Origin of the sequence: Lelliottia jeotgali (assembly GCF_016771845.1) — a bacterium.
Taxonomy (GTDB): domain Bacteria; phylum Pseudomonadota; class Gammaproteobacteria; order Enterobacterales; family Enterobacteriaceae; genus Enterobacter; species Enterobacter jeotgali.
On record NZ_JAENMQ010000002.1, the window covers coordinates 385,034 to 398,563 of the forward strand.

Sequence of the window (13,530 nt, forward strand, 5' to 3'; positions counted from 1 at the left end):
CCCCTTTCCCACAGGGAGAAGGAGGTTTAGTCCCCTCTTCCTTTGGGAGAGGGTTAGGGTGAGGGGTCAGGCTGAAACTACTTAACCAACTTCTTCGTCATCTCCAGCAGCGTGCGCACGTCGTCAGGACGGGTGTCACCGCTGGCTTTGTCGATGATTGAACTGTAGATATGCGGAATGATTTTGCTCACGCCTGCATCGAGGGCGATCTGCAGGATCTCCTCGAAGTTACCCAGATCAATACCGCCGGTCGGCTCCAGCCAGAAATCGTGACGGGCGCAGGCTTCGGCGACGGCTTTGTATTCTTCACGGCATTCAAGGCCGCCCATCGGGAAGTATTTGATCGAGCTGCCGCCGAAATCTTTCAGCAGGGCAATCGCCGTTTCCACCGGGACGATACCGTCCGGCGCTTTGCTGCTCAGCGGGCCGGTGGAGATTTTGACCATCCCAACGGTACCCGTTGGTGACACCAGACCGTTGACCACGGACTCGTTCTGCCCGAGCAGCGCGCGGCTGGTCGCCACGCCAGTAAACACCTGGTTGATGTGCTGCGGCTGCACTTGGCGAGAAATCTCGCTCACCATCGCCGACTGGTTCGGGTCGCCCGCGCCCAGCCCAACGGAGAGCGCGTTGTCGATAAGCGCAGCGTATTCACGCATATCCGCAACGGCGCTCGCCACATCTGGATAGTTTTTGGAGAGCACGCCCACCAGGACATGACCTTCTGCGGCTTCATAGATCGCACTGGCGTTAGCTTTGGAACCGGCCAGCACGTTCAGACACACGCGGTCACGGTAAAAATTGGGGGTCAGTTTCATGCTTGTTTCTCCTGGCTTAAGACTTCGCGGATGCGGCGATAAACAATGTTCAGCTGATCGGCGCTGACGCTGCGCACGTCCGCTTCGATAATCCCTTCGTTGGCCTTGTAGCCACGGAAATAGATCGCGTATTCACCCTGTTTAAGCTGCGATACCAGATCGCCGGTGCCGACGCCGGTGGTGGCTTCGTCGAATTTAATTTCGGTGCGCGCGATATCGCGACCGGCACTGTCCCACACCACGCGGGCAGAGACGCCGTTAAGCGTATTCAGGGAATCAATAAATGGCGTCATCTTCGCCACCATCTCTGCCCCGCTCTCTTTGGTTGCCGTCAGATAATGTTCGATGGCGCAGGTCAGGCCGAGAATCCCCTCTTTGCCCACTTTCATTGCGCGACCAATGCCCGCCGTCTGGCGTTTCACCCACTCGACGTACTGCGTTTTGCCGATCACCAGCCCGCTGGTTGGCCCTTCAATCGCCTTCGCGCCGCTGTAGATCACCAGATCCGCGCCAGAGCGATAATAGGTGTGAAGATCTTCTTCGGCGGCCGCATCGACGATCAGCGGCAGATCGTGTTTACGCGCCACCACTGCCGCCTGCTCAACGCTGAGCATACTTTTCTGCACGCAGTGGTGCGATTTGATGTAGAGGATCGCCGCCGTGCGTGGGGTGATCGCCGCTGCCAGCTGATCGGCAGAGCATTCGTTGGCGTACCCGGCTTCCACCAGTTTACCGCCGCCGAGCGCCACCATCGTACCGACCGGTGCACCAAAGTTAACGTTGTGGCCTTTCGGCAGCACAATTTCGTTGTTCTCGATCGGCGTGACGTGCAGGTTTTCCAGCAGCCAGTCGCTGTCTTTCACCAGCACCGCCGCGACGGACTGGGCAATCCCCGCCGACGCACAGGAGACGACCGTCGCCCCTTCCACGTCCAGCAGCTTCGCGATGTATTCCCCGGTTTTATTCACCAGATCTTTCATCTCGAAGTACTGGTTCATGCCGTCCATCGCCGCCTGCACCACTTCCGGGCGCGGCGTGGATACGCCCAGCGCGGTCATGCGGCCAGACGTGTTGATCACTTGTTTTAAACCGTATTTCTCATAAATCGAAGGCATTTTCCGTACTCCCTTGTTCGGTCATATAGCCCTTGCCCGCGCGGATCGCGGCAAGCGGCACCAGAATATGTTCAGCCTGCAGGCTGTCGTTTTCCGCATCCACCAGCAGCGTTGGCTGGCGTTTGACGGTGAACAGCGTCAGGTCGGCGTCCAGACCCGGCTGAAGGCGGCCTTTATGGGCCAGACGCAGGCCATCGGCGGCGTTGGCGGTGACACACTCGATCACCTGCGGGAGCGACATGCCAATGGCGAGGAATTTCGACATCACGCTGGCCAGACTGCCCACCGGACCGTTGATGCGGTTGCGGCAGTAGATGTCCGAGCTGATGGTGTGCGGCAGAATGCCCATCGCGATGGCGCGTTTCGCCACTTCAAAGCTAAAGCTCGCGGTACCGTGGCCGACGTCCAGACGCACGCCGCGCTTCAGCGCACGGGTGACGGAAGCGCGCAGCTCGCCTTCTGGCGTCAGAATACGGTTCGGTTTGCCGTTGTAGCAGTGGGTGATGATGTCGCCGGAGCTGAGCAAATCAGCGATCTCATCGAGATTCGGCGGGTTATTGCCGATGTGGACCATCAGCGGCAGATCGCCGTTCTCTTTCTGAATCGCTTTCGCGCGTTCCAGCGGCGTGATGCCGTTTTCGCCCACCACGCTGCTGCTCATGCGCGCTTTCAGGCCAACGATGAAATCCGGGTGGCGTGCAACGGCCTGTTTCACCGCATCAGCGTCGATATTAGCCATGTTCGCCAGTTCGTTCTGGGCGATCAGCCCGACGCGGGAGATGTTCAGCAGGGCAAAAACGTCCGTAGACGCTTTGCGGGTGATGTCGTAGAAGTCGTCCACGTCATCCGCACCGGTGCTGCCTGCATCCACCACCGAGGTCACGCCCGTGGCGATGCCGACGCTGTCGGGCTCATCGTGGTAGATCGGGGAATTCGGGTAGCAATGAACGTGGGAATCAATCCAGCCGGCGCTGACGAACACTTCGCCGTTCAGCTCGATGGTTTTGTGTGCGGGAGTGGAAATCTCGCCCAGCGCTGCGATTTTACCGTCCTGGATGGCGATATCGGTCAGGGTATCGTCGGTGAGGCGCGCACGGCGCAGGAGTAAATCAAACATGCGTATCTCCTGAAAGGACGGGCGCCTGAGCGCCCGTGGGTGTTAAAGGGCTACCGGGAACAGCGAGCCTAAAATCATGGCGCCGAGGATCGCGCCGCCGGTAATCGGCTTCTGCCAGAGGTAGAACAGCAGCGCGCCGACCAGGGAGCCGATACCAATCGGAATGGAGGCGGTCATGGCGCTGAGGATAATCAACGGCCCGAGGAAGCGGCCAGAGGCGTTACCCGCGCCCATCATCACGTCAGCCCCGTAGGTGGAGTTGCTCTGATTGATGGTGAATTTACGCGCCAGAATGATGACGTAACCAATCGCCAGACCAATCACCAGGCCGGTCGCCAGCGAGGCGATGAAGTTGGTCACCGGGAACATGATCCCCGCGCCCAGCAGCAGCGCCGGAACGCCGAGGCCGACGCCGGTCTGAATCGCGCCGCCGATATCCAGAATCCCCACCAGGGAACCTTCGATGATACGGGCGAACAGGAAGCTTGCGCCGAACGCCGCCACCGCGCCGTACACGCCGGTGTCGATGCCTGCTTTCAACATCGCCACGAAGGCCACTTCGTTAAACGCGCCGATGCCGTACAGGTAGTACATGTGCGTCCCGGCGAAGACGCCGGAGGAGAGCAGGCCAACGAAGATCGGGAACGACCAGTCGGCATACCAAAAACCTTTATTCTGTTCCATTTAGAGGCTCCTGTTATTTGCCGCTGAGCGAGCTGTGGATCAGATCGAGCCAGTTCGGCACGGTCAGATGGAAGGATTCGATCATCTTCATGTCGAAGCCACGGAAGAATCCGCTCAGGACGAACAGCAGAACGATAGCCACCATCATCACTTTGGTGACGTGGTTCCAGCCGCTCTCTTCGACGCCTTTACCGATCAGAATACCCAGCACCAGACCCGGTACGGCGTTACCCATGATCAGCTGCGCTGCGCCGCCAAACACGGTTGCCCAGAAACCCGATTTTTTGCCCGCATCAATGGCCGCCAGCCAGAAAATTACCGGCATTACGGTATTGACCAGCAGGTTGGCTGCCGGAACCAGCACCTTCACAGCAGTAACCTGAAGGGCTGCCGGAACGGACGAGGCGGTGAGGTTAAGGAAGGTGACCACGAACATGCCGATGATGCCGCAGGCAATCGCCATTTTGCGCGGGTCGTGCAGGGTTTCACCGACGTTGCGGTTTTTCAGCATCAGCGCCGCCGCACCCCAGTTAGGGATGATGCGATGGTCAACGTCCTGAGTGAATGCCCCCGCAGCCACTGACGATGCCCAGGCGTTAAAGAAGAACCCCAGACCAAAGGAGAAGTGAGACGCCGGGTCCCCTTCACAGGAGTTCAGTTCCCCCAACGTACGAAACGCGCCCATACCTTGTGTGGTAGGCGCATGAAACATGCGTGCCGCTCCGGCGCCCACGCCGACGCCAACCAGGCCGCCGATGATGAGCGATTTTATTAAAATTATCAGGAACATTAGTCTGCCCTATTAGTAAGAATCAGCGTTGCGTGACAAAGTCCACCTTGTCGAGATTGATGGCAGTCACGTTGACGGTCACATCCAGCTCCACGCTGTAAGTGCGTCTTTCCCGGCGCAAAAAGAAGTACAGAAAAGCTTCCTTACGCACCGCTTCTTGCGCCTGAACAACCTGCACATCCTGTGGCTCAATACGCAGTAAGATATGCGGCGAGGCTTTCATCACCGTCGCCTGTACATGGTTTAGTGCGTCGGCAAAGGCGCGGGATTTCATCTCGCCTTTGCCTTTCACTCTCACCGTGGTGGTGAATTGTTCTTTCATGCTTATGCGCCGTGCTTCTTCTGCCACGCCTGCACCAGACGTTCGCCCAGCTCTTCTTTATCCATAAAGCCAAAGCCCAGCACGTTGCAGCCTTCGTTGATGGCGGTAACACCCTCTTCCACTGAACGCATGCCGTATTTGGCTTTGTAGCCATATTTGGTCTGCGCGGTGATAGCGCCAGCGCCGCCGCTCCCGCAGAAAGAGATGCCGAAAGTAGCGTTTTCCGCTTTCATCACGTCGCCCAGTTTCATATCCGCCGCGACACCCGGCACGACAACCGCACGACCGCCCGCTTTTTCAACGCCGAGGGCCACTTTCTGGCCTTTGCCCAGACGATCGCCGATGACTACAGTAATTTGTTCCATGGTATTGCTCCTTAAAGGTTGTCTTTCGCGACTTCGAAGTGAACGGAGAGCAGCCAGGCTTCTTCATCAGGAAGATTGCCGAACTGCGCCACCACTTCGCGGGCAAGTCGCATTGAATCTGCAGAAATTTCGTCAAACAGGTCGGCTTCTACCTCCGGCAGCGGCTCGCCGGTCACAGACCGGTGCGCCATCGCACGAACGTGTGAAGTCAGCATTTGCACCTGGACGTCATTGGGAATGATGTTGTTATGGGCAAGCAGGGTGAAAACCTGCTCCAGCATGGTGTCGGCGAGCTTTTGCGTTTGCGCTGCCTGTTCCCCAACGTCGTTCATTACCGCTCCGTTAATCACTCGTCTTACCCCGTTAATGGCTCTGGGTTCAAACTAACGCTGGCTGTGAAATGTTTGTAGCGAGTTGTTTTCCACTTCGAAGTGGAAAGGAAAGCGGCACCAGTGATCTGTGCCACATAATTGCGGTAAATATGAATTATCAGCTGGATTCACGTGATGAATATCACGCTATTCGAGGGTCAAACGGCGGGAACGAGAACGAAAAAGTTTACGAGTGGGCTCGTAGAAATGTGACGTGGATAAGGTTTTCTTATGGGGATTCGATAGAGTGCGCGTGGGTGCTTGAGACTAACTGTCTCATGCATGGGACGGAAAGTGGAAAGCCCCTACCTGAATTTAAATCAGGGTCGGGGCTGAAACAACACGTCTAGACACGTGAAGTAATGCCTTACCCGCTGCCAAGGAGGCATCCATGAAGCAGCAGAAACCGATTATCAGGGCTCTGATGATTATTGCTTTGACACTAATCATCTTATCTCTGGTAAACCGCAAAACGCTTTGCGAGCTCCGTTTTCGTCAGGGTTCGCTGGAGTTAGTTGCGCGGATGGACTGCCGCTCCGGGAAGTAAGGAGCTAACACGCGGAGGCAGGGAGTATGCCTCCGCATCACGAGACCAGGCGTACAGCTCAGGCACCCATTTAACGATACTTTTTGTGATACTCGTTGCGCGTGGTGACGAAGCCGTCAGCAGCGGCCTGCGCTTCTTTGACCTTGCCTTCGTTGGCGAGCTTCAGCGCACCGTCGATCTGCCCGACCAGCACGTCAAAACCGTGACGGAAATCTTTCATCTCCGCGCTGTCTGGCGCCGCGTTTTCCAGCTTCGGCGGCGTCGCTTTTTGCGCATCGAGCGCGGCGGCACGCATTTTGGTTAATGCGTCTTTCATTTCCGTCGCATTATCGGTTTTTTGCACCACTTTCAGATTGGCGCTGAGGGTATCCATATTGTCTTCAAGATCGGCGGAAAACGCAGCCGAACTCATGACCAGGGTTGAAGCGACGACGACGGCTAACAGGCTTTTATACATTGCTCACTTCCTTTTTTATTATGAAAAGAATACCCAAATAATTCGAGTTGCAGGACAAAACGCACAGCGTTTTGAACAGCGCATGCGCTGGCCCCGAAGGGCGAGGCCACTGGCCGAGTCACGCGGCAAGTGCGCGAGTCCTCAGGAGCTTACTAAAGTAAGTGACTGGGGTGAGCACGCGCAGCCAACGCACCTGCAGCTCGAAGTATGACGGGTATTACTGGCCGGCGATTTTCATCTCCGGTAACAGCACTGAACCACACTGTATATTGCTGCGCGTTTCAATATCGTTACCGACCGTAACAATATTGCGCCACATATCTTTTAAGTTACCGGCGATGGTAATTTCGCTCACCGGGTACTGAATTTCACCGTTTTCGACCCAGAAGCCCGCCGCACCGCGCGAGTAATCGCCGGTGATGCCGCTCACGCCCTGGCCCATCAGCTCGGTGACCACCAGGCCGGTACCCATCTGCTTGAGCATCTGTTCAAAGTTCAGGCCCTGGCCTTCGATGCGCCAGTTGTGAATGCCGCCCGCGTGACCGGTACTTTTCAGCCCCAGTTTGCGCGCAGAATAGTTAGTCAGCAGCCACTGGGTCAGCACGCCGTCTTTGATAATGTCACGACGTTCGGTGCGCACGCCTTCGCTGTCGAACGGCGTGGACGCCAGCCCTTTCAGCAGGTGCGGATGTTCTTCGATGGTCAGCCATTCTGGCAGAATTTGGGTGCCCAGCGCGTCGAGCAGGAAGGTGGATTTACGATACACCGCCCCACCCGCAATCGCGCCGACCAGATGGCCAAACAGACCGGTTGCCACTTCATTGGCAAAAATAACTGGCGCTTTCATGGTCGACAGTTTGCGCGGAGACAGACGCGAAAGAGTGCGTCTTGCACAATCTTCACCGACCCACTCAGGAGACTGCAAATCGCCCATCGCGCGGCCAATGGTGTAGGCGTAATCACGTTCCATATCGCCGTTTTCTTCGGCGATAACGCAGCTGGAGAGAGAGTGACGTGTTGAGCAATAGCCCTGCAACATGCCGTGGCTGTTGCCGAATACCTTGATTCCGTAGTGGCTGTTGAAGCTGCCGCCCTCGGTATTGGTGATGCGTTTATCGGCTTTAAGCGACGCCTGTTCTGCGCGCGCCGCCAGCTCGATGGCTTCGTCCGGTGTGACTTCAGCCGGGTGGAACAGGTCCAGATCCGGGGCGTCAAACGCCAGCAGCTCTTTGTCTGCCACGCCCGCGTACGGGTCTGGCGAGGTGTAGCGCGCAATATCCAGCGCGGCCTGCACGGTACGGGCAATGGCATCCGGGCTGAGATCGGTCGAAGAGGCGCTGCCTTTGCGATTCTGGTGATAAACCGTAATCCCCAGCGCGCCGTCACTGTTAAATTCAACGTTTTCCACTTCGCCAAAGCGGGTGCTGACGCTAATGCCCGTGGTCTTGCTGACCGCCACTTCTGCGCCGTCGGATTGGCCTGAGGCCAGCATCAGTGCTGTGGATACCGCTTCTTCAAGAATCTTACGCTGCGCTTCAACTTGTGAGGTTACTTTCATCGCAAATGCCATACTGTAAGAGGGAGTTATCTGAAGTCTAACAGAGAACCGTTTTTCAGTGCGCGTCTTAACTGGTAACATTAGCCTCTTTTTTAAGGAGCCTGACATGACTAAGCAGCCCGAAGACTGGCTCGACGACGTTCCCGGTGATGACATCGAAGACGAAGATGATGAAATCATCTGGGTCAGTAAAAGTGAAATTAAACGCGACGCCGAAGAGTTAAAACAACTTGGTGCGGAAATGGTAGAACTGGGTAAAAACGCGCTGGATAAACTCCCGCTCGACCCGGATCTGCGCGGTGCCATTGAACTGGCCCAACGAATCAAAAAAGAAGGCCGTCGCCGTCAGCTTCAGCTGATTGGTAAAATGCTGCGCCAGCGTGACGTAGAACCGATCCGCCAGGCGCTGGATAAGCTGAAGAATCGTCACAACCAGCAGGTTGCGCTGTTCCATAAGCTTGAGCAGATCCGCGACCGTCTGGTCGATAACGGTGACGATGCCGTCGCAGAAGTATTGAACCTGTGGCCGGACGCTGACCGCCAGCAGTTACGTTCGCTTATCCGTAACGCGAAGAAAGAGAAAGAAGGGAATAAGCCGCCGAAATCTGCGCGCCTGATTTTCCAGTATCTGCGCGAGCTGGCTGAGAACGAAGGTTAAGATTTTTGCCGGATGGCGCTGCGCTTATCCGGCCTACGATGTTGTCGGCCCGGATGGTTATCCGCCCAACGATTCTGTAGGCCCGGTAAGCAAAGCGCCACCGGGCACAACAGCTACTCTACCGCTTGTGCTTTCTTCGCCAGACCGTCCAGCAGTTTCTGATGAATCCCACCAAAACCGCCGTTACTCATCACCAGAATGTGATCGCCCGGCTGCGCCGTTTTGACGATCATATCCGCTAATGTGTCTACGTCCGCATGCCAGTGCGCAGGCTGAATGCACGCTTCCGCCACTTCCGCTACCTGCCACGGGATATGCTGCGGTTGCAGGAGGAAGACTTCATCCGCACGGCCTAACGACGGTGCGAGATCGTCCTTACTGAGCCCCATTTTCATGGTATTCGAGCGCGGTTCCAGCACTGCCAGAATCCGCGCCGTGCCGCCCACTTTGCCACGCAGGGCAGCCAGCGTCGCGAGGATCGCCGTTGGGTGATGGGCGAAATCGTCGTACACGGTCACGCCGTTGGCTTCACCGCGCAGTTCGAGACGACGACGGGCGTTGATGAACGTGTTAAGCGCATTCGCCGCATCGGCAGGCAGGACGCCCACGTGACGCGCGGCAGCAATCGCCATCAGACCGTTATGCATGTTGTGTTCGCCGACCAGCGCCCACTTCACTTCGCCGACTTTCTCACCGTCCAGCCACACTTCCCATTCGGAGGCGTCGGTGGTCAGTTTCTTCGCCTGCCAGTGGCCCTGCTCGCCCACCAGTTCCTGTTCGCTCCAGCAGCCCATCGCCATCGTCTGTTTCAGATTGATGTCGTTTTCCGGGTAGATGATGCGCCCCTGGCCCGGCACAATGCGCACCAGGTGGTGGAACTGTTTCTGAATCGCTTTCAGATCGTCAAAAATGTCTGCGTGATCAAACTCAAGGTTATTGAGGATCAGCGTGCGCGGGCAGTAATGCACGAATTTGGAACGCTTGTCGAAGAACGCGCAGTCATATTCATCCGCTTCAATCACGAAGAACGGGCTGTCGCCCAAACGCGCGGAAACATCAAAATTCCCCGGTACGCCGCCGACCACAAAGCCCGGCTTGTAGCCGCAAGCCTCTAAAATCCAGGTCGCCATTCCGGCGGTGGTGGTTTTGCCGTGCGTACCGGCCACGGCCAGCACCCAGCGATCGCGCAGCACGAAATCATGCAGCCACTGTGGGCCAGACATGAACGGAATGTTGCGTTCCAGCACCGCTTCCACACACGGATTACCACGGGTCATGGCGTTGCCGATAATCACTAAATCCGGCTCATCGTCCAGTTGGCTGGCGTCATATCCCGAAATCAGATCGATGCCCTGTTTCTCGAGCAATGTGCTCATTGGCGGATACACATTGGCGTCCGAACCCGTCACCTCATGGCCTAAAGAGCGCGCCAGCATCGCCAGTCCGCCCATGAAAGTGCCACAAATCCCCAATATATGAATGCGCATACGTCACTATCCCTCTTCTGTGTGGCGCACATTTTACTCACATGTCAGCGTCAGAGAAACGCATTTCAGGTAAATCCGTATTTTGCTGGCGCGATTCACCTCTGCGCTAATATTTGAATGTTTGTTAAGATTGTTGGGCTTCAGGCTTTATACGCAACATACGATCGCTTTACTCACATACGATGCAGGGAAAGTGTTATGAAAACGTTAGGTGAATTTATTGTCGAAAAGCAGCACGAGTTCTCTCATGCTACTGGTGAGCTCACTGCTTTGCTGTCGGCAATAAAGCTCGGCGCGAAGATCATCCACCGCGATATCAACAAGGCCGGTTTGGTCGATATCCTGGGTGCCAGCGGTGCCGAAAACGTGCAGGGCGAGGTGCAGCAAAAACTCGATCTGTTCGCCAATGAGAAATTGAAAGCCGCACTGCGCGCACGCGATATCGTCGCGGGAATTGCGTCCGAAGAAGAAGATGAAATCGTTGTTTTCGAAGGCTGCGAGCACGCCAAATACGTCGTTCTGATGGACCCGCTGGACGGTTCCTCCAATATCGACGTGAACGTTTCTGTCGGCACGATTTTCTCCATTTATCGCCGCGTTACGCCCGTCGGTACCCCGGTCACTGAAGAAGATTTCCTGCAGCCGGGCAGCAAGCAAGTGGCTGCCGGATATGTGGTTTACGGGTCATCCACCATGCTGGTGTACACCACCGGCTGCGGCGTTCATGCCTTTACCTACGATCCTTCGCTGGGCGTATTCTGCCTGAGCCAGGAGCGCATGCGCTTCCCGGAAAAAGGCACCACTTACTCCATCAACGAAGGCAACTACATCAAATTCCCGAACGGCGTGAAGAAATACATCAAATTCTGCCAGGAAGAAGATAAGTTGACCCAGCGCCCTTATACCTCGCGCTACATCGGTTCTCTGGTCGCGGATTTCCACCGTAACCTGCTGAAAGGCGGCATTTATCTTTATCCAAGCACCGCCAGCCACCCGGAAGGGAAACTGCGCCTGCTGTATGAATGCAACCCGATGGCGTTCCTGGCTGAACAGGCTGGCGGCAAGGCCAGCGATGGTAAAGAACGTATTCTGGATATTATCCCGAACAGCCTGCACCAGCGCCGTTCGTTCTTTGTTGGCAACAATCACATGGTCGAAGACGTTGAACGTTTGATCCGCGAATACCCGGACGCGTAACGCTTTTACTCTGAGGGAGCATCGCTCCCTCTTTTCATTTATATATTTTACCGTATAAATGAATATAAAAATGGCGCTTTAATCTTCCCGGCCACTCACGCATTATTCTGAACAGTTAAATTTTATTCAGAGGAGTGACCGTCACGATGCAAAATTATTCTCGTGCAAACACCGGTATCGATTTAAATCTTATTCCTGTTTTTATTGAGATTGTCCGCTGCGGTAGCATGGCGAAAGCCTCCGTGCGTCTGGACATGTCGCGCCCGGCGGTGAGCCTGGCGTTAAAACGTTTTAATCAACTTTTTGATGAGCCGTTATTTATTCGTAAAGGTTTATATCTTGAGCCCACGCAAAAAGCATTACAGCTGACAAATTCGCTGGAAAATTTAATGGCGGATATTCATCAAAATATTGGTGCGGTGAATACTGCGGAAGTATAAACCCCGACGCATTATGCGTCAGGGCTTATTTTAGTCAGGCCGTTTGGGCCGATAATTTAAACGACGACATGGCTTCAATCAGCTCGCGCGATTGCTCTTCCAGAGAGCGCGTCGCGGCGGAAGATTGTTGTACCAGCGCAGCATTTTGCTGCGCGGTTTCGTCCATCTGATTGACCGCGATATTCACCTGCTCAATACCACGGCTCTGCTCCAGAGACGCGTTGGCGATCTCACGCATCAGTTTGGTCATGCGCAGCACTTCGGTGGCGATTTCATCCATCGTTTCGCCAGCCTGCTGCGCCAGCTCGCTGCCTTCGTTGACGTGAGTCTGGGAATCACTGATTAGCGTACGAATCTCTTTCGCCGCATCGGCGCTGCGACTGGCGAGGTTACGCACTTCTCCGGCGACCACCGCAAACCCACGCCCCTGCTCTCCCGCGCGCGCTGCTTCGACCGAAGCATTGAGCGCCAGAATGTTCGTCTGGAAAGCAATGCCGTCAATCACGCTCAGGATGTCTGCGATGCGCGCCGAGCTGCCTGAGATATCGCGCATTTTTTCAATTACGTAGCACACCATTTCGCTGCCGTGATCGGCGGTATCCGAGACGCTTTTCGCCATCTGGTGCGCCTGTTCGGCGTTATCGGCGTTCTGCTTCACGGTGGCGGTGATCTCTTCCATACTCGCTGCCGTCTGCTCAAGGGAGGTCGCCGTGGATTCCGTGCGCTGGGCCAGATTCATGTTTCCGGCGGTCAACTCGCGGCTGCCTGTATCAATTTGCGAGCTGGCATCGCGCACGCGCATGACCGAGCCCATCAGCGACTGGCGCATCTCTTCGATCGCCGCATTCAGGCGGTTAAATTCCTGGCTGGTCGGTTCGTTCAGGCTGTGTGTCAGATCGCCTGCCGCCACGTGTTCCAGCTGAGCAATCGACGCCAGAAGCGGTTTAAGCAGCATATTGCGCAGAGAAAGCCAGGCCAGAACGATGATCCCGGCGGTGAGCAGGGCGGCAATCACGATCAGCATCATCACCCGGTTTTTGCTCGACTGCACCGCTTTCACTTCCGATTTCCCGCGCTTTTCGCTCCACGACTGGAACGCTTGCATGTCGTTATCAAACTGACGCGCGACCGGGATCAGCTTATTCTCCAGCAGATCGTAATAGGTATCGGCGCTCTGTTGGTTCAGCGCGGCCACCATCGGAGTGATCCCTTCGGCGTTATAGGTGGCAAAACTTGCCGCCACTTTGTCCAGCAGTTGCTGCCCTTTCGGGTTCTCAATGCCGCCGTCGATCACGCCTTTCAGCGTTTTTTGCGCCTGAGCGACTTCGCGATTGATGTTCTGCACGGATTTGGCGGCATCGTCTAGCATACCGATTTCCATGAGTCGAACGGCCTGACCCGCTTCGTTACGGGCGCGCAAAATCAGGGTGTAACCCGCGTTGAGCTGCACCATCTGCTCACCCTGAAGGTGATTAATGCGCTGTAAAGAAGAGGAACTCTGTGTGAGGGCATAAATGCCAATGCCGCTGACAATCAGCAGCAGAAGGGTCATAACGGCCAGTAACGAAAGCAAGCCGGTACGAATCGATAGCGTTTTCAGCATG

The 13,530-nt window shown here is 56.0% G+C and carries 16 protein-coding genes; 4 read left to right on the forward strand and 12 right to left on the reverse strand.

Translation table 11 applies throughout. The annotated features are described in order from the left end of the window. Window positions 1-77: 77 nt before the first annotated feature. Genes dagF through JBO43_RS08245 form a run of 8 tightly spaced genes read right to left on the reverse strand, consistent with a single transcriptional unit; the run spans window position 78 to window position 5,561 of the window. Window positions 78-818 carry a 2-dehydro-3-deoxy-phosphogluconate aldolase gene (gene dagF, locus JBO43_RS08210; RefSeq protein WP_202674097.1) on the reverse strand — a complete coding sequence of 247 codons (741 nt, stop codon included), beginning with the start codon at window positions 816-818 and terminating at the stop codon, window positions 78-80. Next, complete coding sequence (locus JBO43_RS08215) at window positions 815-1,933, reverse strand: DgaE family pyridoxal phosphate-dependent ammonia lyase (protein ID WP_202674098.1); 1,119 nt, start codon at window positions 1,931-1,933, stop codon at window positions 815-817. The genes dagF and JBO43_RS08215 overlap by 4 nt, the downstream gene beginning before the upstream one ends. After that, window positions 1,917-3,050 (reverse strand): EF_0837/AHA_3915 family putative deacetylase, encoded by a 1,134-nt coding sequence (locus JBO43_RS08220; protein WP_202674099.1) that lies wholly within the window; start codon window positions 3,048-3,050, stop codon window positions 1,917-1,919. The genes JBO43_RS08215 and JBO43_RS08220 overlap by 17 nt, the downstream gene beginning before the upstream one ends. A 42-nt stretch (window positions 3,051-3,092) precedes the next feature. Beyond that, window positions 3,093-3,734 (reverse strand): EF_0833/AHA_3914 family membrane protein, encoded by a 642-nt coding sequence (locus tag JBO43_RS08225; RefSeq protein WP_095280544.1) that lies wholly within the window; start codon window positions 3,732-3,734, stop codon window positions 3,093-3,095. 13 nt (window positions 3,735-3,747) lie between these two features. Further along, window positions 3,748-4,524: a DUF4311 domain-containing protein gene (locus JBO43_RS08230; RefSeq protein WP_095280543.1), complete on the reverse strand. Its 777-nt coding sequence runs from the start codon at window positions 4,522-4,524 to the stop codon at window positions 3,748-3,750. 22 nt (window positions 4,525-4,546) lie between these two features. Continuing rightward, a complete protein-coding gene (locus JBO43_RS08235) occupies window positions 4,547-4,846 on the reverse strand; it encodes a DUF4312 family protein (protein WP_095280542.1) in 300 nt (99 codons plus the stop codon). 2 nt (window positions 4,847-4,848) lie between these two features. After that, window positions 4,849-5,211 (reverse strand): SFCGS family glycine-rich protein, encoded by a 363-nt coding sequence (locus JBO43_RS08240; protein ID WP_095280541.1) that lies wholly within the window; start codon window positions 5,209-5,211, stop codon window positions 4,849-4,851. Between the two features lie 11 nt (window positions 5,212-5,222). Continuing rightward, window positions 5,223-5,561, reverse strand: coding sequence for a glycine dehydrogenase (locus tag JBO43_RS08245; RefSeq protein ID WP_095280540.1), 339 nt, complete (start codon window positions 5,559-5,561; stop codon window positions 5,223-5,225). 412 nt (window positions 5,562-5,973) lie between these two features. On the opposite strand from JBO43_RS08245, the gene JBO43_RS08250 reads away from it, so the two are divergent. Beyond that, entirely contained in the window at window positions 5,974-6,129 is a 156-nt protein-coding gene (locus tag JBO43_RS08250; RefSeq protein WP_095280539.1) for a Hok/Gef family protein, read from the forward strand. Window positions 6,130-6,199: 70 nt separating this feature from the next. Here the strand turns inward: JBO43_RS08250 and cybC are convergent, their stop codons facing one another. Then, the gene (gene cybC / locus JBO43_RS08255; protein ID WP_095280538.1) at window positions 6,200-6,586 is read right to left on the reverse strand and encodes a cytochrome b562; all 387 of its coding nucleotides are present in this window, start codon (window positions 6,584-6,586) and stop codon (window positions 6,200-6,202) included. A 217-nt stretch (window positions 6,587-6,803) separates the two neighbouring features. Then, window positions 6,804-8,156 carry a metalloprotease PmbA gene (pmbA, locus tag JBO43_RS08260; protein ID WP_095280537.1) on the reverse strand — a complete coding sequence of 451 codons (1,353 nt, stop codon included), beginning with the start codon at window positions 8,154-8,156 and terminating at the stop codon, window positions 6,804-6,806. A 94-nt stretch (window positions 8,157-8,250) separates the two neighbouring features. On the opposite strand from pmbA, the gene yjgA reads away from it, so the two are divergent. Then, the gene (yjgA, locus tag JBO43_RS08265) at window positions 8,251-8,802 is read left to right on the forward strand and encodes a ribosome biogenesis factor YjgA (RefSeq protein WP_095280536.1); all 552 of its coding nucleotides are present in this window, start codon (window positions 8,251-8,253) and stop codon (window positions 8,800-8,802) included. Between the two features lie 113 nt (window positions 8,803-8,915). Here yjgA and mpl read toward each other — a convergent pair whose 3' ends face one another. Beyond that, window positions 8,916-10,289, reverse strand: a complete 1,374-nt coding sequence (gene mpl, locus JBO43_RS08270) for a UDP-N-acetylmuramate:L-alanyl-gamma-D-glutamyl-meso-diaminopimelate ligase (RefSeq protein ID WP_202674100.1) — start codon at window positions 10,287-10,289, stop codon at window positions 8,916-8,918. Between the two features lie 198 nt (window positions 10,290-10,487). Here mpl and fbp point away from each other — a divergent pair, with 198 nt between their 5' ends. Together fbp and JBO43_RS08280 are read left to right on the forward strand one after the other, a co-directional pair. Beyond that, window positions 10,488-11,486, forward strand: coding sequence for a class 1 fructose-bisphosphatase (gene fbp / locus JBO43_RS08275; RefSeq protein ID WP_095280534.1), 999 nt, complete (start codon window positions 10,488-10,490; stop codon window positions 11,484-11,486). A gap of 146 nt (window positions 11,487-11,632) precedes the next feature. Further along, window positions 11,633-11,926, forward strand: a complete 294-nt coding sequence (locus tag JBO43_RS08280; protein ID WP_095280533.1) for a helix-turn-helix domain-containing protein — start codon at window positions 11,633-11,635, stop codon at window positions 11,924-11,926. 34 nt (window positions 11,927-11,960) lie between these two features. Here the strand turns inward: JBO43_RS08280 and JBO43_RS08285 are convergent, their stop codons facing one another. After that, window positions 11,961-13,529: a methyl-accepting chemotaxis protein gene (locus JBO43_RS08285; protein WP_095280532.1), complete on the reverse strand. Its 1,569-nt coding sequence runs from the start codon at window positions 13,527-13,529 to the stop codon at window positions 11,961-11,963. Window position 13,530: the final 1 nt, after the last annotated feature.